The organism is Oscillatoria nigro-viridis PCC 7112 (genome assembly GCF_000317475.1).
Classification (GTDB): domain Bacteria; phylum Cyanobacteriota; class Cyanobacteriia; order Cyanobacteriales; family Microcoleaceae; genus Microcoleus; species Microcoleus nigroviridis.
Genome location: NC_019729.1, coordinates 1,829,843 through 1,849,781 on the forward strand (window position 1 = coordinate 1,829,843; position 19,939 = coordinate 1,849,781).

Below are 19,939 nucleotides of genomic sequence, written 5' to 3' on the forward strand. Positions count from 1 at the left end.
GGACTAAAGTCCTCACTACTAAGAGGTTTGATGATGGGTTATGATGGGCAATTAATTAAATTTTAGATTTTAAATACAAGCCCACAGATGAATCTGGGGGCTTGAACTAACGTCCAAACTTTTTTTCTCAGCGCGACTCCTGTGGGGATTGTATCCGTATTTAAGTCAGAGCGATTCAAAAATTATCAGAAACCCGCAGATGCTCTATCTAGGGTTGATTTGTCTCGCATTTGGGGCGGCAGTTCCGTAATTGACTCGACAGCCGATATTGAACAAACTCGAACTGCACTCAAGAGGGACAATTTGCTGATCGAGGAGGGCGCTGCAACTGACATACTCGTCATTATTAGTATCTCTTACCATACATTCGATCGGCTGAGCTCCCGATCGCGCCGACCAACTCTTCATACCTACGACTGCAATTATATGCTGCCAGTAGAAAGCCAATAGCAACACTGCAAACAGTGCAGCAACGGCTAACCCTGCTTTCAACTTCCAACTATTTAGGACGTTTCCCAAACTATTTTTCACCTTTTCCACAGCAGAAATCGAGCTTTCGGTAGTTATTTCTGGAGTTGTCAAGTTTGTTTGTGTTTGTTCTGCTGGAATTTCAGACATAATGTATCTCCTATGATTGCTGGGATTTGGCTAAGCTGGCAATTGCGATCGCTATTGCAAACTTTATCAAATTTTAGCAAAACTAGCCTGTACCGACAACCGATTGGAGAAGAGCCGCCGGGGAAGTATGTATATTCACCAAGTACGATCCTCTGCGTTGGCGTAGCCCCCGTAGGGGCGGGCAACGCTTACGCGATTTCTATGCCTTTTGAGGTATTGCCCAATTCGCGATCGGCTATTTTGCACCTAGGGCAATAGAATTGTTGGCGATTTTCTGTGAAAACGGCTCAAGTGAATCAGCTTTTTTTGCGAACCGCAGAGAGCGCAGAGGGCGCAGAGAAAGAGAAAAGAGAGATATATTGACTTTCACCAATTATTTATGGTGTCGATAGCAATTCTAATAACTCAGCTTCCGAAAGTAGTTCTATCCCTAAAGATTGAGCCTTTTCCAACTTAGAACCCGCATCTTCTCCCACAACCACATAATCTGTTTTAGCACTCACGGAACTTGTGACTTTACCTCCTGCTTTTTGAATCAAATCTTTAGCTTCATCTCGTTTCAAAGTGGGCAAAGTTCCGGTAAGCACAAAGCTTTTGCCTGCAAGTTGTAAATTTGTGCTGGCTAAATTGGGATTTTTCGCTTCTGACTGCAATTGCAAGCCCGCAGTTTTCAACCGTGCAATTAAACTTTGATTTGCCGGCACTCGAAACCACTGATAAACCGCTTGAGCAATTTCCGGCCCGATGCCGTAAACGCCCTCAATCGATGCCGCTGATACCCCTGCTAACTCTTCCACATTTGCAAACCTTTCTGTCAGCAATTGAGCGTTGACTGTGCCGACGTGGCGGATGCCCAAGCCGTAAAGTACGCGCGAATAAGGTTGATTTTTCGATTGGGCGATCGCACTTACCAACTTTTCTGCTAACTTCTTACCCATGCGTTCCAAACTCATCAATCTTTCCGCAGTCAATTCGTACAAATCCGCCGCAGAATCTACCAGATTGCTATCAACCATCTGCTGCACCAACTTTTCCCCAACACCGTTAATATCCAGAGCATCCCGGCTGCAAAAATGAATCAGCGAACCCCTCAAAATTGCCGGACAAGATGTATTGATGCAGCGAGTAACGGCCTCCCCCTTTTCCCGAACTACAGGCTGTTCGCATTCGGGACAGCAACTGGGCATTTGGAAAATTTGAGCATTTTGGGGGCGCAGTTCCGGCAAAACTCGCACAACTTCTGGTATAATTTCCCCAGCTTTTCTGACAATCACAGTATCGCCAATATGGAGATTTAGGTCGGAAAGTCGATCGCTGTTGTGGAGAGAAGCCCGCGAAACCGTCGTCCCCGCCAACTGCACCGGTTTGAGTTCCGCTACAGGAGTCAGAGCCCCGGTTCTCCCTACTTGCACGGTGACAGCTTCTACTATTGTAGGCACTTCAGCCGCGGGATACTTCAGGGCGATCGCCCAACGCGGAAACCTCTGAGTAAAACCCAATTGTTTTTGCAGCAAAACCGAATTAATCTTAACAACAACCCCATCCGTCATGTAAGGCAAATTCCGCCGCTCAGTATCCCAATGTTCGTAATACTCGCGAACCTCCTCCAAAGAATAGCAAATTTTGCGATAGGGATTCACCTTAAACCCCATTGTTCTCAACAATTCCAACGAATCCCACTGGGTATTCTCCTCGTTACCCCGATCTAAATGCAGAGTATAAGCAAAGAAATCCAACCTGCGCTTATCCACAATTTTAGAATCCAACTGCCGCAGCGTACCCGCCGCAGCATTGCGAGGATTAGCAAACAATTGTTCCCCCGCTTTTTCCCGTTCCCGATTAATTTCCTCAAACACAGCTAAAGACAAAAAAGCTTCTCCCCGCACTTCCACAACAGGCGGCGGATTATCTAAATTGAGCTTCAGAGGAATCGAGCGAATAGTTTTGACATTTTGAGTAATTTCCTCTCCGGTAATGCCGTCTCCCCGCGTCGCACCGCGAACTAAAACCCCATTTTCATAGGTTAATGCTAAAGCAGAACCGTCAATTTTTAACTCGCAAACATAGGAAACCCCCCCCAACCCCCCTTGCTAAGGGGGGGAGTAGTTTCCCTGTTTTTCTTATTGCTAAGCGTAGGTGCATTTCCCTCTTGTCCCCCCCCTTGATAAGGGGGGGTTAGGGGGGGTGGATTTCCCTCTTGTCCCCCCTCTTGATAAGGGGGGGTTAGGGGGGGTGCATTTCCTTCTTGATCGGGGGTTAGGGGGGGCGCTACCCTTTGCCAGCGTTCCTGCCATTTAGCAAATTCCTCAAAATTAAAAGCATTTTCCAAACTGTAGAGAGGAATATTGTGTTTGACGCTAAAAAATTGAGTAGCAGGCTGTTCTCCCACCCGCTGAGTTGGACTTTCCGCAGTAATTAATTCCGGATAATCTGATTCTAATTCTTGCAACTGGCGATAAAGTCGATCGTACACCTCATCTGGCATAATCGGCGCATCGAGAACATAATAAGCATAGCTAGCTTGCTGTAGCTGCTGCCTCAACTTTTGAATTTGCTGCTGGATTTCGGGTTGCATATTAATTTTAAAATGTATATTTTTTAACTGCAGATGTATAGGATAAACACAGCTCGTACAGTCATCGACGCACCAACTATTTGTAGGGTGCTTGTGGCGCACCTTACCTTACTTATAGCGGATTTTACCACGCTCTGGGTCACTCTGCGGTTGTAGTTTGGACATTTAAAATTAATTAACGATCCCAATCTTCAACTTCATAAAGGAAACGAGTTCCCCCCATCAGCTTGCGATTTGCTGAGGTACTTTGCACAAAAACCGCATACTTTTCTAGATTGCTCGGTTTGATGCGAACAGTTTCGCCCATTGGCAAACCCAACATTTCTCGCGCCGCTTCTCCTTCAAACAAATCCCCTGTCGAACGTTCCATCAGCACAATTTCTTTCTTACCTTGGATAGTTTCTGTTTTAGTAAATTCATAAAACCCGCGCCCGGTTTTAAAAGTCAAGCCATTTTCCAGAACAAAAGCTTTAATGGAAATCTCGCTGTCAACTTCTAGAATCTGAAATCTCCCCGGTTTTACGGCTCGCAATTCTGCTGATTCGTAAACAGTGGCGTCTTCCCGCTTCAGCATGGTATCAAACATCTTGTTTAATCCGCGACTCATGCGACCTTGGCTGACAACTTCTTGTTCGTAAGCTTGCAGTTGTTCGTTAGATGACTGTTGGTAACAAACTGCTAAAAATAAATCTGTAATGTAGGAAAATTGGTCTAGATTGAGGTGAAAACCGCCAGATTTTTCGGCTAGTTCTTTGTAAAATAAAGTAGCGTGCTGGCGGTTGAGAGCTTGGATGCCATACACGGTAATTCCCATCTGTGCTAACTTATCTACTTCCTGACGCCAGTTAAGTTTTTGAGGAGTTTGAGCGGGTGCGTGGGGGATGTCGTCGCCAATTAGTACCAAGGTTTTGGAATTAGTTGGAGTCCAAGAAAGTGACTGAGCTTCGTGCAAGACTAATTCGTAACATTCTGGAGCATCGCCGCCGCCAGTTGGCTCTACATTTTGAACAAAATTGCAAATCTTGCCGACATCGCCGGACAAATCGAGGTGTTTAGTTACGTAGGTGCTGCCAGCATCGCAATAGTCTCCGTGGGCAATAATTCCAATCCGAATGCCGGGAATTTCATCGAGCAGTCTCGTTACCGTCTCTTTGATTTTCCGACGAACTTGTGTCAAACAAGGGTACATACTGCCAGTTGTATCAAAGCTAAAAACGACTTCAATATTGTTGGTTTCCATGACCTCACTCTTCCTAATCAACAACTAATTTTTAGCTAGATCATAGCTAAAAAAAAAGGAATCCCCAACTAAAAGATCCATCTTGTTTTAATTATGATTCTTGTTTTTAGCTGCCTAATTCAGCGCGTCAATCATCACAAATTTAAGTCTTGAAAGTCGGTAAATTTCTTGTTTTCCCCGGACACGGGTTGAAGACTATCACCATCTTTTTCGCCGTTTAAGTGGCTATGGGCGGGGTATTTGGTTAATTCTTGACCCTTTGGCTTGAAAGCGAGCGGTTCAGCGTGTTCAACCTGAAAGACATTGGCGTAGAGGTTGGCAATAATTTGTTTGCCTCCCTGGGTCAATTCCAAGTAGTTCAAAGCTGCTGGAATGTAGGGAAAAACTCCATTCCAATAAAACTTGGCGTAATTTTGCCGCAAATCTCCCGGAGATTTGTAGCCCAAGATTTTATTAGTGCCGACTTCCTCAAATTCGTAGAACAGGGCACTTATTTTTCGCAGGTAATTTGGATCGCTCAACTGACCGATCAAATCGGCGGCCCTAGCGAGTCCAGAATAATTATTTCGGTCTTGATGAGTTTCGCTAGCAGGAACTGGGAAGCGCGTCAATTCAATATTGCGCTTGATTTGTTCGGCATCAATTAATGTGTGGCCGCCGAAGCGTTCGTCAATTACGAGTTTTCCTCGATCGACATGATAAGGAGTTAAACTGGCAGAAGTTGCGCCGATCGGCACAGAAACCATGCCCCCGTCAATACCCGTAGCGTAGAGTCCCACAGCTTCTTGGTCTTGGCGGCAAACACCTTTGACGTAGCCGATATCGTGACACAGCAGCGAGATCAGGTAGTGCAGCCAATCTTCCGGCGACACTCCCCCTTCGCGAATATGCTTGCCGCGGAGAATCTCTTGTCCCACCAAAGCCACGAGCATTGTGTGTTCCACATTGTGGTACAGAGCATCGCAGTTAGCGATATTTTCCAGAGCCATAGTCCCTGCCCAGGCGATAATTTCAGGGTAGTCAGGCTTGTACTTGCCGTAGGTGCGGCGGTAGCCGGCCTGCAGCTCTTGCACAAAAGCGTCAATCAGGATAGCAGTTGCATTGAACATGATAAATTCTCTCACTCAGACTTTAGTTACAAACTCGATCGAAAATATCTTGCATAGCTGAAAAAATAATCGATGGGCATTCCAGTAGGTTTGACCCCTCGGCGTTGAATTTTAAATTTCAGCTAGTCTTGTCAGGTCAGAAAATTGCTTTTTTGGCTATGCTTCCCAAGATAACCTAATTTCCGAAGCATCCGAAGCAACAGATCGATTTTTTGGCATTAAATATTGGCGAAACAATTTACATCATTTCACCGACTAATTATTAGAAGTCCTAGGTGTGAAAGTTATGAACTGTCTGTTTTCGAGCCTCTCCCCTGCTGCCCTTCGCACTCGGCGGTCGATCGCCCAAAAATACCTAGGATTGTTTGCATTCACGGCTGTTTGCACCGCCGCACCGGCAATGGGTGCCGAGCGAATTTACGTAACTTACGGGCCGCTAGAAGAATCAGTTCCGATCGAATCCCTGGCACTGTTCGCCAAAGAAGGCAAAATAGACTCGAATTTGGACGGCTTCGCTCAGTACGTCAAAAAATCTCAGCTAGCTGAGATTCGCAGCGCCTTGCAAGCAAAAGCTGAAATCAGCCACGTGACGATCGCCCAATTCCTCTACACGCCTCAAGGAGAAGTGCTGCTGAAACGCTTGGGCCGAGTAATTCAAACCAAAGCTCGGCAGCCCGGATTTTATGCCATCCGATCGGCCCTGATTTTAGCAGCCTCAGATCCAGAAGGGCTGACAATACTCAACGTGCTGCGGAAATTCCCCACTTATGGCATCAGGATTGACATCGCCCGCGGCTTGGCTATCGCCAACGAGCTGACATCGCTGATCAACCGTTCCAATCAGACGATCGCCGGAGTCGCCCAGTTGTCTGAAGCACAAGCAGCTTTGGAACCCGCCATACCGCCCGCCGAAATGCTGCAGCCCCAGCTACCGGGCCCCTATACTTGGAAAAAATCATCGGTAACTCTGACGAGTCCAAATCGCGATCGCACGTTTGATATGGACATTTACCTGCCGCAGCGGAGTCCGCAACCCGCCCCAGTAGTAGTAATTTCCCACGGTTTAGGTTCCGATCGCCTTTCCTTCGAGTATTTAGCCAAACACCTAGCCTCCTACGGCTTTGCCGTCGCCGTGCCCGAACACCCAGGCAGCAACGCCCAACAAATCCAAAACTTAGTAACAGGGAGAGCCAATGAAGTAGCAGAACCAGCAGAATTTGTCAACCGCCCCCTCGACATCAAAGACTTGCTCGATTATTTAACCAAACTTTCCATAACCGATCCGGCCTACCAAGGGCAGCTCGACTTGCAGCGAGTCGGAGTCATCGGCCAGTCCTTCGGTGGCTATACGGCTTTAGCGTTAGCCGGGGCGGGGATTAATTTTGCACAGCTAGACAAAGACTGCCAGCTCGAAAACCAAACTTGGAACCTCTCCCTGCTGTTGCAGTGCCGCGCCCGCGGGCTAGAGCGCAACCAGTACAATTTCGACGACCCGCGCATCAAAGCTGTGATTGCCGTCAACCCGATCGTCAGCAGCATTCTCGGAGAAACAAACCTCAGCAAAATCCAAATCCCAGTCATGCTAATCGGAGGCAGCGCCGATACCGTCGCCCCCGCTTTGCTCGAACAAATTCAACCGTTCACTTGGCTGACATCGCCCAACAAATATCTGGTACTGATGAACAACGGGACTCACTTCTCAACGATCGAGGAATCCCCTCAAAGCCTCTTTCTGCCACCAGCAGAGGTCATCGGACCCGAACCAGCTTTAGCCCGCCGCTACCTCAGCGGACTCAGCCTAGCTTTCATGGAAAGCTATTTGAACAACAAATCCAATTTCCGCCCGTATTTGGAGCCATCCTACGCTTTAAGCATCTCCCGAGACACTCTCGGACTGAGAATTTTGCGATCGCTAACCCCGCAGCAACTCCAGCAGTTCAGCAGTGCTCCACCTCCTCGCATCCCGGCCTCTCCACCTCCCATCGCTCCTGTTTCTCCACCTTCTCCAACTCCCATCGCTCCCGTTCGTTAGGGTTGAGGTGCGCCGCGCGTGCACGCTGTCATCTCTTTTCGCGCGGGGGCGATGGCGTCGGGTCCCGCAAGCTACCGCCCATCTCTCTCCTTACATCAGCTTTCCTAATCACAGTCATCAGTTTAACTGTCGCCACACCCCTTTACAAACCTTAACGATAGGCGTAATAATATAAACATCATCCGAACATTGACAAATTCATACGCAATCATAAAACCATGACAACGACCTTACAGCAGCGCTCTAGCGCCAACGTCTGGGAACGCTTCTGCGAGTGGGTAACATCCACCGACAACCGCATCTATGTAGGTTGGTTCGGCGTCTTGATGATTCCCACCCTGCTCAGCGCCACCATCTGCTACGTCATCGCCTTCATCGCTGCCCCACCAGTGGACATCGACGGCATCCGCGAACCAGTAGCAGGTTCCTTAATGTACGGCAACAACATCATCACAGGTGCAGTTGTCCCCTCATCCAACGCCATCGGCTTGCACTTCTACCCCATCTGGGAAGCAGCTTCCCTCGATGAGTGGCTGTACAACGGCGGCCCTTACCAATTGGTAATCTTCCACTTCCTGATCGGTGTATTTTGCTACATGGGTCGCGAATGGGAACTGTCCTACCGCTTGGGAATGCGCCCTTGGATCTGCGTAGCTTACTCTGCACCAGTAGCAGCAGCAACCGCAGTATTCTTGATCTACCCTATAGGACAAGGCAGCTTCTCTGACGGTATGCCCTTGGGTATCTCCGGTACATTCAACTTCATGATCGTGTTCCAAGCCGAGCACAACATCCTGATGCACCCCTTCCACATGTTGGGAGTTGCCGGTGTCTTCGGTGGTAGCTTGTTCTCCGCCATGCACGGTTCTTTGGTAACATCTTCCTTGGTTCGCGAAACAACCGAAACCGAATCGCAAAACTACGGTTACAAATTCGGTCAAGAAGAAGAAACCTACAACATCGTCGCAGCCCACGGCTACTTCGGTCGTTTGATTTTCCAATACGCTTCCTTCAACAACAGCCGTTCCTTGCACTTCTTGTTAGGTGCATGGCCAGTAGTCGGCATCTGGTTTACCGCTTTGGGTATCTCCACGATGGCGTTCAACTTGAACGGTTTCAACTTCAACCAATCGATTATCGACTCTCAAGGTCGCGTCATCAATACTTGGGCTGATGTCATCAACCGCGCTAACTTGGGTATGGAAGTAATGCACGAGCGCAACGCTCACAACTTCCCGCTCGACTTGGCTGCTGCTGAAACTACTCCAGTAGCTTTGGTTGCTCCTTCTATCAACGGCTAAGTTTTAGCTTTTGATTAGCAAAAAGCGCTCCTAGAAATAGGGGCGCTTTTTGTTTGGGAAAAAAGGTTTTTCCGGCGAGGATGGCAAGTATAGCTGCCGCCAAGGGACTTAGATCGAGCTTATTTGAGATGGCAATTTGCGGAGATAACAGTTCCCTCGCTTCTGGTAACTCCTGTTAGGCTGGATTGAGGTCGGCTATCTGGTGGGAGACTCACTCATGATAAATTCAAGTTTCTTTAAACATCACAATACATTCATAATTTTCTAAATCTAGAAATAGGTCAATTTGCAAAGTTCCTATTTGTTCAAATCCCTGTTTTTGGTGAAACATTAGGGAACGGGTATTAGATATTGGCTGGGTAACAATAAACAGTGAAATAAAGGAATTTGGAAAAAATTGATAAATTTCTTTATACATAAATCGAGCAACACCTCTACCCATCCAATCTAACTTTGTTGCTACTCTTTCGAGATAAAAATGCCGATCGCTTGTGACTCGTTTCTGAAAAACCTCATCTTTCCAGATAATTTTATCCAACATTTCATCAGATATTTTGGGTTTTGATATAGCCACAAATCCCAGAATTTCCCCATCGGTTTTAGCTGCCACAAAATATCTGCATGAATTATTTAAGCTTTTGACAATCTCATCTTCAGTAATTTGTGTTAGCAAAAAGCCGCGCTCGATCGACGTATTTTGACTGCGCGCATGAGAATTGTGAATATTGACGATCGCCTGTATGTCATCTCGATCGGCTTCTCTAAAAATTAGATATTCCATTGCATAGTGTGTAGGAACTCGGACAAGGGGCTTAAAGCTCCTTGCTACATGAGTAGAATTCTACCGCAGAACCCTAGCTGCCGCCACTGCAGGCCAGATAGCTAGCGTTTTCTTCAAAAGCCGCCGTCAGCGCATTATCACCGCTTAAACCCGATGCGATCGCCGTAGTCCGGCATTGGCAAAGCCAAGGAATTACCCAAGTTGCTGAGGTGTATTTTTGCTGTCATACATTTGCAATTTTAACGCTCAGGTTGATCTATTCTAAGAGCTAGATATAGATCGGATACCAGATTTAGTTTTGTAAATATTTAGGGGCGAGATCCTTCGGACAATATCATGACTTTAGGTATGTCTGCACTTGTGGGCGATCGCAAATAACTTCCAGGTAGCGTCGCAACTGCTATAGTGTTCCCCAACAAATCGAAGAACTCAACGCTATAACCTGTTTCTAGTCCCTCAAGGTGATGTTGTTCTACAACCGTACCGATATCGCCGGCATAAAGTCCTTCTTCTGGAAGGTTGCACAGCAAGATGACATCTGAATAAAGTTTCATGAAGTGCTAAGAAGCTACTGCAAAATCGGTGTATTGCCGCATCCCAGGCTCGTGAAATGCCAACACAATATCTTCCTTGGGAACCCCTGCACGCACCAAAGCCTTTGCAATCCCATCTTCTGTCCAGTCTTCCTCAATCCAGAATTTGCGATCGCGAATCCGAACGTAAACAGTGATACCGGTAATGCGATCGCCATGAGGCCAGCCCAGATTCATCCAGATGTAATGACCGTTTTGCTCGTCTGCAATCAAGAATGTCTCGATGTCTTGTTGAGAAGGCCGATCGCACAATTCTATATACTCGGTCAAAATACGTTTGATTAATTGGGGAGACTCGATTAGTTTATCCATTGCACTATTTTCTATACTATCGATCGATCTTTTTTTCCCTCGCACTGCGCGAATTGCGATCGCATCAAATCCCTGATTCAGTAAAAGCTAGGTTCAAATCATCAATCAATCCCAATTGTTGGGCCCACTCTGTTAAGTAACCCCGCTCCAAATTCTCAGATTGGACTTTCAGAATTCCCAAAATATCATTCCATTGTTTTTGAGACTGAGACTGTTGCCGCCAGAGCAGTTTTGCCAACACAATATCTTCAGGAGAAGCAACCCAAAATTGTTCTACACCAGCTTCGTCAAGCGCTTCTAATCGTCGTCTTGCCATTTTTGAGCGATCGAATTCAGTATGAGAATTCAGCACAATATCAGCGTTCAATACTAAAGTCATGTGAGTGACGCTCAACACCATCCCTCTACCCTCTTGAATATCTTTTACCGAACCAGGAGGGCAGTAAAAACCAGCCGTTTCAAGTGCTGCAACTAATTGAAAAATATTGTCCCGCAGCAATTCAATTACTAAATCTAAATCGCGTGTTGTTCTCGGGTCGCCATAGACAGAAGCGGCAACGCCTCCTGTAATATAATAAGAGACACCTAATGTTTCAAAAATTGGGTGCAACAGTCTAGCAATTTCGCTGGGGTCTTGCGTCCACATAGAGGGCTCACTGGTGGGGGTTAAAATTGGCAACCACTTGCTACCTAATATCGATCGAGCAAATCGCTCTTTGTAGGTTGAGGGACAAGCTTTTTTCATCCCGCGCAAGCTAACAGTTTTTGCCCAACGATTTAATTTTGCCCCCATTTGCCACCGTTGGGAATTGGTGAGTTGCCGCAGTAGGTAAAAATCAATTGCATCAGCTTCAGGAGTTTTATCATCCGACTGGGGACGGTATCCAGGTTTAATGGATATTTTCGGTAGGGGTTGAATCATTTTGCTTGTTGATTTCCCTAATTCTCTATCAATTCCACAGTTGAGACAAGGGGAGAGTTTGTCCGGTAATTGCCTCATGGAAGCCTTGCTGAAGCCCTTCGAGGACAGTTTCAGTGGGGTCATCATCTGGATCGATGTCAGTGTCTTCCGGTACTAAAACAATAATCCGAACGTGGCTGCAGTTGGCAATAGCAAGGGGTCGATCGATACAAAGCATTCCTCGACGGTCAATTTTTCCGGTAGTTTCGATCGCTTTCATAATATAAGAAACTCGACACAGTTCACTCAGAGAATAAATTTTCTAAATCTCGGTAGCCGCTAACAACCCGCAGAACTTCAATTCCTGCTTCGATCTGACTATAGAAAATGAGGTAATCATCGATCGGGAAACTCCGTACATTTTCCATTAACTCATCGCGATTCCGTCCCATACTCGGAAACTGCGAGAGAGTTTGACACTTATCGTTAATTCTGTCCAGAAAGCTTTCTGCTGCATCGAAACCGCTGCGATCGGCAATATAGTCCATAATGCTTTCTATGTCCCGACTTGCCGGAATTGTAAATCTACAAATCCGATTCATATATCTGCTTGCGTGCGACGTTGTTGTAGCTTTAAGCGCAAACTCCGAAACATATCTTCAGCATCGATTACTTCACCCCGCCCGGCCGCATCCATTCCCAGACGAATTTCTTGCTGGAGTTCTTTGAAGCGTCCTTTATAGATATCTTCCCATTTATCGGACTGCAAGAATTTGATGAAAGCTAAGACTTCTTGTTGCTGGTCTGCCGATAAGACCTTCACATTTTCCAAAATGGCTTGTTCGACGGTCATAATTATCCCTTTTTTTTATTGCTATTTTACAATCTAGTAACAACATTATATCAAACGGGTGGCTTGACAGCAATTCGGGGGTGAGTTCAATTTCGAGCAGTTGTGGAGCGGTTGCGATCGCTCAATTAAATCGCAAATAACTTCCAGGTAGTGTGGCAACTGCTGCAATGTTTCCCAACAGATCGAAGAACTCAACGCTATAACCTGTTTCTAGTCCCTCAACGTGATGCTGTTCTAAAACTGTACCGATCTCGCCGGTATAAAGTCCTTCTTCTGGAAGGTTGCACAGCAAGATGACATCTGAATAAAGTTTCATGAAGTGCTAAGAAGCTACTGCAAAAGATGTAATGACCGTTTTTCTCGTCTGCAATAAAGAATGTCTCGATGTCTTGTTGGGAAGAGCGATTATTGCACAATTCTATATACTCGGTCAATATACGCTTGATTAGTTTGGGATACTCGATTAGTTGATCCATTGCACAATTTTCTCTACTTCTGTATTTACAATAATTATTTTATAGATGACAAGCAGATAGTTTGGAATCTAACCAATGCAATCCCAATCCCCAGCTATTTCCACCAGGGACGATGACACTTCTATGTCCTAACCAATATACAAAAGTATGGGGAAGATGACCAAGGGGAGCGCGGAGTTCATAGGTCATTCTACTATTAAATAAATCCCATTTAACGTATTCGCAGAATTTGTCATAATCTTTACCCGCTTGTTGCCAAATAGACCTTTGTACTGAAAATCCGAAACGCTCATTTGAGTATTTTACCCAAAGTTGGTTAATTGTTTGGAGGTCTGTACAAGGAAAGTTTACCCAATCTGAATGCCCTAAATAGCCTAATTTTTCACAGCACGCTACCCAAAGTATAATTTGTTGAGTTTCGCAATCAGCTTCTTTAAACTTGCCCTCTGCTAAAAACTTGCGTAATTGAGTGTAATCAGCTCCGCTTTCTGAAGCCAGATTAAGAAATTGGTTGTCATAATTTAAAGATTGAAAATCACTCATGGTCAGCGCCCAAGATATTTTGAATATGAGATTATTTGACTTGATCCGTATGAATTTGCTTCACGCCCGCTTCGAGAAACCCATGCTTGAGTTAATTATAGTTTTGTAGGGTGCGTTAGGCCGTAGCCGTAACGCACCCATACTAATACTAGCTGCCGCCAATCCGGGCGACATCGCGAGCGTTTTCTTCAAATGCAGCAGTCAGCGCATCATCACCGCTTAAACCCGATGCGATCGCCCTTTCAATAGCCTGCAACACCCGCTTATAATCTCGCGGCATCACCTTCACAAACACCGGCACCATCTCATCCCACGCAGCCAAAACCTTCGATGCTTTCGCACTTCCAGTCAAATCACAATGAGTCTGAATTAACTGCCGCAAATCGCTAATTTCTTCAGCATCCTCCAACTTTTCTAAACCTACCATCGACATATTGCAGCGAGTTGCAAAATCCCCCGCTTCATCCAAAATGTAAGCAACACCGCCACTCATACCCGCAGCAAAATTGCGCCCGGTTTTGCCCAAAACTACAACTTTGCCGCCAGTCATGTACTCGCAACCGTGATCGCCCACACCTTCAACTACTGCGTTGACGCCGGAGTTACGCACCGCAAAACGTTCGCCCGCCATCCCTCGGATGAAAACCTCGCCGGATGTCGCGCCGTAAAGCACTACGTTACCGACAATCACGTTTTCTTCCGCGACAAAGGTGGAAGCTGGCGACGGATACAGGATGATTTTGCCACCGCTGAGCCCCTTGCCCAAATAGTCGTTAGCTTCGCCTTCGAGCTCCAGAGTGACTCCCTTGGGCACAAAAGCCCCAAAGCTTTGCCCGGCGCTGCCTTGGAAGTGCAGGTGTACCGTGTCATCCGGCAAACCTTCCCAGTGGCGTTTGGTGATTTCGTTGCCGAGAATTGTGCCGACAACGCGGTTGACATTGGTAATCGGCAGTTTGGCGCGTACCTTTTCGCCGTTTTCGATCGCACCTTTGCACAAATCCAGCAGTACACTCATGTCGATCGACTTTTCCAACCCGTGATCCTGCGCCATCTGGCAATAGCGCCCGACATCCGCCCCAACTTCCGGCTGATAAAGGATTTTCGAGAAATCCAAACCCTTAGCCTTCCAGTGTTCCACCGCTTGTTTCGCTTCCAAAACATCAGTGCGGCCAACCATTTCATTCAGCGTGCGGAAGCCCAACTGCGCCATAATTTCCCGGACTTCCTGCGCGACGAAGGTCATAAAGTTTACCGTGTGATCGGGGTCGCCGGTAAAGTTTTTCCGCAGCAGCGGGTCTTGCGTCGCCACGCCCACCGGGCAAGTGTTCAGGTGGCAAACGCGCATCATGATGCAGCCCAATGTCACCAGCGGCGCTGTGGCAAAACCGAATTCCTCAGCACCAAGCAAGGCAGCAATTGCTACATCGCGGCCGGTTTTCATTTGACCGTCAGTTTCTACCACAATCCGGCTGCGGAGATTGTTGAGTACCAAAGTCTGGTGAGTTTCCGCCAGTCCCAATTCCCAAGGTAATCCCGCGTGTTTGATCGAAGTCTGCGGCGAAGCGCCCGTACCCCCGTCGTAGCCGGAAATCAGCACGACATCGGCGTGGGCTTTCGCAACCCCGGCCGCGATCGTCCCGACTCCCACTTCCGACACGAGTTTCACGCTGATCCGCGCTTCCCGGTTGGAATTTTTCAAGTCGTGAATCAATTCGGCCAAATCTTCGATCGAATAAATGTCGTGGTGAGGAGGAGGCGAAATCAAACCCACACCCGGAGTCGAGTTCCGCACCTTGGCAATCCACGGGTATACTTTTTTACCGGGCAACTGTCCGCCTTCACCGGGTTTCGCGCCTTGCGCCATCTTGATTTGCAGTTCCTTCGCTTGGGAAAGGTACAAGCTGGTAACGCCGAAACGCCCGGAAGCAACTTGTTTGATCGCGCTGTTTTTCGAGTCGCCGCGATCGTTCGTCCAAGTGTAGCGTTCCGGATCTTCCCCGCCTTCACCTGTGTTCGATTTGCCGCCAATGCGGTTCATCGCCACAGCTAAAGATTCGTGGGCTTCCTTAGAAATCGAACCGTAACTCATCGCCCCAGTTTTGAAGCGTTTGAGAATAGATTCAACGGGCTCAACTTCCTCAATCGGTATCGATTCCCGCTGTTTGAATTGCAACAAACCGCGCAAGGTAAAATGCTGCTGGTTTTGTTCGTTAACCAGCCCAGAATACTGTTTGAAAAGCGTATAACTGCCCTCGCGCACCGACTTTTGCAGCGCGTGAATTGTCTGCGGACTAAACAAATGCGCCTCGCCTTCTTTCCGCCACTGATATTCGCCGCCAACATCGAGAGTATGTCCGCTGGCTGGGCGGTCTGGGAAAGCGTGAGTATGGCGTAAAATTGCTTCTCGGGCGATGACTTCGAGGTCTACGCCTTCAATCCGCGAGGCTGTCCAAGCAAAGTATTTATCGACTACGGATTTGTTTAAGCCGATCGCCTCAAAAATCTGCGCGCCGCGATAACTTTGAATGGTGGAAATCCCAATTTTCGAGGCAACTTTCGTCACCCCTTTAGTCGCGGCTTTGATGTAGTTTTTGCAAGCTGTTTTGTACTCCACATTTAGCAGCAATCCTTCGCGGATCGAATCGGCGATCGTCTCAAAGGCCAAATACGGATTGATCGCGCCGCAACCATATCCAATAAGTGTCGCAAAGTGATGCACTTCCCTCGGTTCGCCGGATTCGAGCACGAGTCCCGCCCGCGTGCGCGTACCTTTGCGGATCAAGTGGTGGTGCAGCCCCGCAACTGCCAGCAGCGCCGGAATTGGGGCTTGGTCTGGACTGATACCCCGATCGCTCAAAATGAGGATATTCACCCCGGAGGCGATCGCGCTGTCTGCTGCTGCAAAAACCTCTTCTAAGGCTTGTTCTAGACCTTTTACGCCGCTTTTGGGGTCAAACAAAATCGGCACGGTGACGGACTTGAAATTGCCCTCATTTACGTGTTGGAGCTTAGCTAATTCTTCATTGCTGAGAATTGGCGTTTTCAGTTCAATCAAATGACAGCTTTCCGGTTCCGGTTTGAGCAAATTGCGTTCAGCGCCGATCGTAGTTTCGGCAGAAGTTACAATTTCTTCGCGGATAGAATCGATCGGCGGATTGGTAACTTGAGCAAACAACTGCTGGAAGTATTCGTAAAGCAGTTTTGGCCGGTTGGAAAGCACCGCCAGCGGCGTATCCGCACCCATCGCGCCGACAGCTTCCACGCCATCTTTCGCCATCGGCGCTAACAGCAACCGCAGTTCTTCAAAGGTGTAGCCAAAGGCCATTTGCCGCTGCAATAATGTTTCCGGGTGGGATTCTGCTACTGCAGGCGCATCTTTCAGTTTGGCGATTTCGACCATGTGCTGGTCGAGCCACTCGCGGTACGGGTGTTCCGAGGCAATTTGATGTTTAATTTCCTCGTCAGAGACGATGCGGCCTTCCTCGGTATTTACCAGGAACATCCGCCCCGGTTGCAAGCGACCTTTTGATACAATTCGTTCAGGGGCGATCGGCAAAACTCCGGCTTCCGATGCCATAATTACCAAGTCGTCTTTGGTAACGCAGTAGCGGGAAGGGCGCAAACCGTTGCGATCGAGGACTGCCCCGATCGATGTACCATCGGTAAATGCGATCGAAGCTGGGCCGTCCCAAGGTTCCATCAAGCAAGAATGGTATTCGTAGAAAGCTTTTTTCTCGTCACTCATGGACTCGTGGGCTGTCCAAGGTTCGGGAATCATCATCATGACAGCGTGCGGCAAAGAACGCCCGGCCAAATTCAGCAATTCCAAAGCATTGTCAAAAATCGTCGAGTCGCTGCCTTCGATATTGATTAAATTGGGGATTTTCTTTAAGTCATCGCCGAATAGTTCCGACTCGAACAGCGATTGCCGCGCGTGCATCCAGTTAATGTTGCCGCGCATCGTGTTAATTTCGCCGTTGTGAGCGATGTAGCGGTAAGGGTGCGATCGTTCCCAGCTCGGAAAAGTATTCGTGCTGAAGCGCGAGTGAACCAGGGCTAGAGCGCTTTCCATGTCGGGGTCGTGCAGTTCGGGATAGTAATCGCCGACTTGCACCGGCATTAACATACCCTTGTAGACGATCGTCCGGCACGAGAGAGTGGAATTGTACCAGTAGGGGTCTGTGTTAGTCCTGCGGATGGCATTGTGAGCCCGTTTGCGGATGACGTACAGTTTGCGCTCGAAAGCCGCCTCGTCAATACCTGCGGCCCGCCGGAGGAACACTTGCTGCATGAAGGGTTCGCTAGATTTGGCGGTGTCGCCGAGGGACGAATTGTCCGTGGGAACATCGCGCCAGCCGAGCACTTCTTGACCTTCTTCTGCCGCGATTTCCTCAAAAATGCGTTGGCCGTTTTCGCGTTCAGCTCGATTTGGCGACGAGTAAATCGCGCCAACGCCGTACTCGCCGGCTTCGGGAAGTTCGATGTTTAGACCCGCCGTTACTTTTTTGAGAAACTTGTGGGGTATCTGCATCAAAATCCCCGCCCCGTCTCCGGTGTTGGGTTCGCAGCCGCACGCGCCCCGGTGGTCGAGGTTCAATAGGATTGTCAGTGCTTGCTCGACAATTGCGTGGGATTTGTTACCCTTCATGTGTACGATGAATCCGACTCCGCAAGCGTCGTGCTCGAACTGCGGATCGTACAGACCTTGCTTTTGTGGCAGTCCGTTGCTGTTCATTTTGATGCTCCTGTCAAAGTGGCGAAAAGATGTCGATCTAGAGTAGATGGTGGGATGCCGATCGCTCTAGTATCATGTATTATATGTGCATCTACTCAATTGGGTAGATCCACCCAAACATCCCAGCTTATTCGATCCGAGTAAAAAAATAGTTAAAGCCGATAACTTAACTATGGAACCCGGAGATTAAAGATTTATGCTTAAAGACTCTTCAATTATCTGAATTATTAAACCGCAGAGGCCGCAGAGAGCGCAGAAGAAGAGAAGAGAGATGAGTAATTCCGATACCAACTCACATCTTGCACCCTTGTTAATAAGCTTTTCAAGGGCGGGCCAGATGCCCGACCCACAAAATTTACTCTCTGTGGAACAGGCCGGAAAGCCTGTTCTTGAGAAATGACTTTATAGCATTGTTAATGCGACTGTATCCTCAGCGTGTGGGTGACATTCTCCACCAGTATTTTGCCTTCTCAACAGCAATGAGTATTTCTGAAAAATTGCCACAAGTCGATCGACTCAAAGCCTGGTTGGATAGCTTTCGTCCGCTTTCTCCCACCATGGTTGCAGAATTGAAAAAATTCTACGATGTTCGGTTCACCTATCATTCTAATGCGATCGAGGGAAACACCTTAACGCAGCGCGAAACCGCATTAGTCTTAGAAACCGGCATCACTGTCGGTGGCAAAACTTGGCGCGAACACCTAGAAGTCATCGGACATCGAGATGCGATCGGCTACATTGAAATGCTAACGCGATCGGACGCGGAGATCGGTGAATGGGAGATTAAATAAATTCACAACTTAATTATAAGGGCGATCCTCTTCGAGGGCTTCGCTAACGCCCCGGAGGAAGTTGGGCGCTATCGGCAGTTAGATGTCAAAGCCGCCGGTACTGAATACCTCTATCCGCCTCATTATTTGCTTTCGCGTTTGATGCCGGAATTTATCGAATGGCTCAACAGTGATAAAATCAAATTGTTGCATCCGTTAGAGTATGCAGCCGAAGCACATCTTCGCTTTGTGTAGATTCATCCATTTCGGGATGGTAACGGACGGACGGGACAGCTATTTTTGAATCTCCTGCTGTTGCGGGCGGGATATCCAATTGTCATTATCTCTAACCAGATGCTAGAAGTTTTGCGGCAGCAGTCTCAAGAGCTGGATGAGGATTTACCTTTAATCAATATTCAAGAACCAGCGCCCTTTCTATGAAGATTTGATGTAGATTGGGGCGATCGAGCCAATACCGGGTGACAACAGCTATGTTGGTTTTGCTATGGTTGTTAAGGCAAGTCGATCGGGCTGAGCACAACTCTTGCAAAACTCTACACTCGGCTAACCAGTCCCCGCAGGTGGGCTTCGGTTTTAACTATAGATTAGTTAATCTCAAAAAACAACGTCGTTTACCAAAGGATTCAGCAAGCAATCCTCAAGGAGTGAAAATCATGGTTCAGATTCAAGAAATTTCTCAAGTATCAACCCTGCACGCACCTGCAGCACCCAACGGAATAGCCGCTACAGAATTGCGACCTTGGGGCTCATTTACGACTCTAGAAGAAGGCCCGGGATATAAAATTAAGCGGATCGAAGTTAAGCCCGGACACCGCCTCAGCCTGCAAATGCACCACCACCGCAGCGAACACTGGATCGTAGTTTGTGGTACTGCAAAAGTTACTTGCGGCGAAACTGAACAAGTTCTGTTTACAAATCAGTCTACCTACGTTCCTCAGTGCATTTCTCACCGCCTGGAAAATCCGGGAGTTATCCCCCTGGTTTTAATTGAGGTGCAGAATGGCGAATATCTCGGAGAAGATGATATTATCCGCTTTCAAGACGATTATGCCCGTACTGAAAAGGCTAAGTAACTCAAG

The 19,939-nt window shown here is 47.7% G+C and carries 20 protein-coding genes and 2 pseudogenes; 6 read left to right on the forward strand and 16 right to left on the reverse strand.

Annotation, left to right across the window (positions count from 1 at the left end; translation table 11 throughout):
• Window positions 1–204 precede the first annotated feature (204 nt).
• Window positions 205–618, reverse strand: a complete 414-nt coding sequence (locus tag OSC7112_RS07790; protein ID WP_015175399.1) for a hypothetical protein — start codon at window positions 616–618, stop codon at window positions 205–207.
• A gap of 12 nt (window positions 619–630) precedes the next feature.
• Here OSC7112_RS07790 and OSC7112_RS07795 point away from each other — a divergent pair, with 12 nt between their 5' ends.
• The gene (locus tag OSC7112_RS07795) at window positions 631–876 is read left to right on the forward strand and encodes a hypothetical protein (protein WP_015175400.1); all 246 of its coding nucleotides are present in this window, start codon (window positions 631–633) and stop codon (window positions 874–876) included.
• A 119-nt stretch (window positions 877–995) separates the two neighbouring features.
• On the opposite strand, the gene ligA is transcribed toward OSC7112_RS07795, so the two are convergent.
• From ligA to OSC7112_RS07815, 4 genes and pseudogenes are all read right to left on the reverse strand, one after another.
• Window positions 996–2,699, reverse strand: coding sequence for an NAD-dependent DNA ligase LigA (gene ligA / locus OSC7112_RS07800; protein WP_083888128.1), 1,704 nt, complete (start codon window positions 2,697–2,699; stop codon window positions 996–998).
• Between the two features lie 185 nt (window positions 2,700–2,884).
• Window positions 2,885–3,193 (reverse strand): annotated as a pseudogene (locus OSC7112_RS42550) (DNA ligase LigA-related protein); the annotation flags it as partial.
• A gap of 175 nt (window positions 3,194–3,368) precedes the next feature.
• Entirely contained in the window at window positions 3,369–4,433 is a 1,065-nt protein-coding gene (locus OSC7112_RS07810) for a vWA domain-containing protein (RefSeq protein WP_015175401.1), read from the reverse strand.
• 134 nt (window positions 4,434–4,567) lie between these two features.
• Window positions 4,568–5,542, reverse strand: a complete 975-nt coding sequence (locus OSC7112_RS07815; protein ID WP_015175402.1) for an Npun_R2479 family HD domain-containing metalloprotein — start codon at window positions 5,540–5,542, stop codon at window positions 4,568–4,570.
• 286 nt (window positions 5,543–5,828) lie between these two features.
• Between OSC7112_RS07815 and OSC7112_RS07820 the strand changes: the two genes are divergently transcribed.
• Window positions 5,829–7,574: an alpha/beta hydrolase gene (locus OSC7112_RS07820; protein ID WP_015175403.1), complete on the forward strand. Its 1,746-nt coding sequence runs from the start codon at window positions 5,829–5,831 to the stop codon at window positions 7,572–7,574.
• Window positions 7,575–7,792: 218 nt separating this feature from the next.
• Complete coding sequence (psbA, locus tag OSC7112_RS07825) at window positions 7,793–8,875, forward strand: photosystem II reaction center subunit D1 (protein WP_015175404.1); 1,083 nt, start codon at window positions 7,793–7,795, stop codon at window positions 8,873–8,875.
• A 226-nt stretch (window positions 8,876–9,101) separates the two neighbouring features.
• Here psbA and OSC7112_RS07830 read toward each other — a convergent pair whose 3' ends face one another.
• From OSC7112_RS07830 to gltB, 11 genes and pseudogenes are all read right to left on the reverse strand, one after another.
• A complete protein-coding gene (locus tag OSC7112_RS07830; protein ID WP_015175405.1) occupies window positions 9,102–9,656 on the reverse strand; it encodes a GNAT family N-acetyltransferase in 555 nt (184 codons plus the stop codon).
• Between the two features lie 308 nt (window positions 9,657–9,964).
• Complete coding sequence (locus OSC7112_RS07835; protein WP_015175406.1) at window positions 9,965–10,210, reverse strand: DUF4926 domain-containing protein; 246 nt, start codon at window positions 10,208–10,210, stop codon at window positions 9,965–9,967.
• Between the two features lie 6 nt (window positions 10,211–10,216).
• Window positions 10,217–10,561: a XisI protein gene (locus OSC7112_RS07840; RefSeq protein WP_015175407.1), complete on the reverse strand. Its 345-nt coding sequence runs from the start codon at window positions 10,559–10,561 to the stop codon at window positions 10,217–10,219.
• Between the two features lie 64 nt (window positions 10,562–10,625).
• Entirely contained in the window at window positions 10,626–11,483 is an 858-nt protein-coding gene (locus OSC7112_RS07845) for a hypothetical protein (protein WP_015175408.1), read from the reverse strand.
• Window positions 11,484–11,511: 28 nt separating this feature from the next.
• Window positions 11,512–11,742, reverse strand: coding sequence for a type II toxin-antitoxin system RelN family antitoxin (locus OSC7112_RS07850; RefSeq protein WP_015175409.1), 231 nt, complete (start codon window positions 11,740–11,742; stop codon window positions 11,512–11,514).
• A 22-nt stretch (window positions 11,743–11,764) separates the two neighbouring features.
• Window positions 11,765–12,064, reverse strand: a complete 300-nt coding sequence (locus OSC7112_RS07855; RefSeq protein WP_015175410.1) for a type II toxin-antitoxin system RelE/ParE family toxin — start codon at window positions 12,062–12,064, stop codon at window positions 11,765–11,767.
• On the reverse strand, window positions 12,061–12,315 hold the full coding sequence (locus tag OSC7112_RS07860; protein ID WP_015175411.1) for a hypothetical protein: 255 nt from the start codon (window positions 12,313–12,315) through the stop codon (window positions 12,061–12,063). Before OSC7112_RS07860 ends, OSC7112_RS07855 begins: the two co-directional genes overlap by 4 nt.
• A gap of 121 nt (window positions 12,316–12,436) precedes the next feature.
• Window positions 12,437–12,631 carry a DUF4926 domain-containing protein gene (locus OSC7112_RS40790; RefSeq protein WP_015175412.1) on the reverse strand — a complete coding sequence of 65 codons (195 nt, stop codon included), beginning with the start codon at window positions 12,629–12,631 and terminating at the stop codon, window positions 12,437–12,439.
• 40 nt (window positions 12,632–12,671) lie between these two features.
• Window positions 12,672–12,791: pseudogene (locus OSC7112_RS40795) on the reverse strand (XisI protein); the annotation flags it as partial.
• 39 nt (window positions 12,792–12,830) lie between these two features.
• The gene (locus OSC7112_RS07870) at window positions 12,831–13,334 is read right to left on the reverse strand and encodes a GUN4 domain-containing protein (RefSeq protein ID WP_015175413.1); all 504 of its coding nucleotides are present in this window, start codon (window positions 13,332–13,334) and stop codon (window positions 12,831–12,833) included.
• A 148-nt stretch (window positions 13,335–13,482) separates the two neighbouring features.
• Window positions 13,483–18,069 carry a glutamate synthase large subunit gene (gene gltB / locus OSC7112_RS07875; RefSeq protein WP_015175414.1) on the reverse strand — a complete coding sequence of 1,529 codons (4,587 nt, stop codon included), beginning with the start codon at window positions 18,067–18,069 and terminating at the stop codon, window positions 13,483–13,485.
• A 479-nt stretch (window positions 18,070–18,548) separates the two neighbouring features.
• On the opposite strand from gltB, the gene OSC7112_RS40800 reads away from it, so the two are divergent.
• From OSC7112_RS40800 to OSC7112_RS07885, 3 genes are all read left to right on the forward strand, one after another.
• Window positions 18,549–18,860 carry a Fic family protein gene (locus tag OSC7112_RS40800; protein ID WP_223300783.1) on the forward strand — a complete coding sequence of 104 codons (312 nt, stop codon included), beginning with the start codon at window positions 18,549–18,551 and terminating at the stop codon, window positions 18,858–18,860.
• Window positions 18,861–19,094: 234 nt separating this feature from the next.
• Window positions 19,095–19,280 carry a Fic family protein gene (locus tag OSC7112_RS42640; protein ID WP_479687537.1) on the forward strand — a complete coding sequence of 62 codons (186 nt, stop codon included), beginning with the start codon at window positions 19,095–19,097 and terminating at the stop codon, window positions 19,278–19,280.
• A 233-nt stretch (window positions 19,281–19,513) separates the two neighbouring features.
• Window positions 19,514–19,933, forward strand: a complete 420-nt coding sequence (locus OSC7112_RS07885; protein ID WP_015175415.1) for a phosphomannose isomerase type II C-terminal cupin domain — start codon at window positions 19,514–19,516, stop codon at window positions 19,931–19,933.
• Window positions 19,934–19,939 lie beyond the last annotated feature (6 nt).

Coding starts and splice junctions, on each gene's coding strand:
- OSC7112_RS07790 (WP_015175399.1), bottom strand. CDS start 618: ATGTCTGAAATTCCAGCAGAACAAACACAAACAAACTTGACAACTCCA.
- OSC7112_RS07795 (WP_015175400.1), top strand. CDS start 631: ATGATTGCTGGGATTTGGCTAAGCTGGCAATTGCGATCGCTATTGCAA.
- OSC7112_RS07810 (WP_015175401.1), bottom strand. CDS start 4,433: ATGGAAACCAACAATATTGAAGTCGTTTTTAGCTTTGATACAACTGGC.
- OSC7112_RS07815 (WP_015175402.1), bottom strand. CDS start 5,542: ATGTTCAATGCAACTGCTATCCTGATTGACGCTTTTGTGCAAGAGCTG.
- OSC7112_RS07820 (WP_015175403.1), top strand. CDS start 5,829: ATGAACTGTCTGTTTTCGAGCCTCTCCCCTGCTGCCCTTCGCACTCGG.
- psbA (WP_015175404.1), top strand. CDS start 7,793: ATGACAACGACCTTACAGCAGCGCTCTAGCGCCAACGTCTGGGAACGC.
- OSC7112_RS07830 (WP_015175405.1), bottom strand. CDS start 9,656: ATGGAATATCTAATTTTTAGAGAAGCCGATCGAGATGACATACAGGCG.
- OSC7112_RS07835 (WP_015175406.1), bottom strand. CDS start 10,210: ATGAAACTTTATTCAGATGTCATCTTGCTGTGCAACCTTCCAGAAGAA.
- OSC7112_RS07840 (WP_015175407.1), bottom strand. CDS start 10,561: ATGGATAAACTAATCGAGTCTCCCCAATTAATCAAACGTATTTTGACC.
- OSC7112_RS07845 (WP_015175408.1), bottom strand. CDS start 11,483: ATGATTCAACCCCTACCGAAAATATCCATTAAACCTGGATACCGTCCC.
- OSC7112_RS07850 (WP_015175409.1), bottom strand. CDS start 11,742: ATGAAAGCGATCGAAACTACCGGAAAAATTGACCGTCGAGGAATGCTT.
- OSC7112_RS07855 (WP_015175410.1), bottom strand. CDS start 12,064: ATGAATCGGATTTGTAGATTTACAATTCCGGCAAGTCGGGACATAGAA.
- OSC7112_RS07860 (WP_015175411.1), bottom strand. CDS start 12,315: ATGACCGTCGAACAAGCCATTTTGGAAAATGTGAAGGTCTTATCGGCA.
- OSC7112_RS40790 (WP_015175412.1), bottom strand. CDS start 12,631: ATGAAACTTTATTCAGATGTCATCTTGCTGTGCAACCTTCCAGAAGAA.
- OSC7112_RS07870 (WP_015175413.1), bottom strand. CDS start 13,334: ATGAGTGATTTTCAATCTTTAAATTATGACAACCAATTTCTTAATCTG.
- gltB (WP_015175414.1), bottom strand. CDS start 18,069: ATGAACAGCAACGGACTGCCACAAAAGCAAGGTCTGTACGATCCGCAG.
- OSC7112_RS40800 (WP_223300783.1), top strand. CDS start 18,549: ATGAGTATTTCTGAAAAATTGCCACAAGTCGATCGACTCAAAGCCTGG.
- OSC7112_RS07885 (WP_015175415.1), top strand. CDS start 19,514: ATGGTTCAGATTCAAGAAATTTCTCAAGTATCAACCCTGCACGCACCT.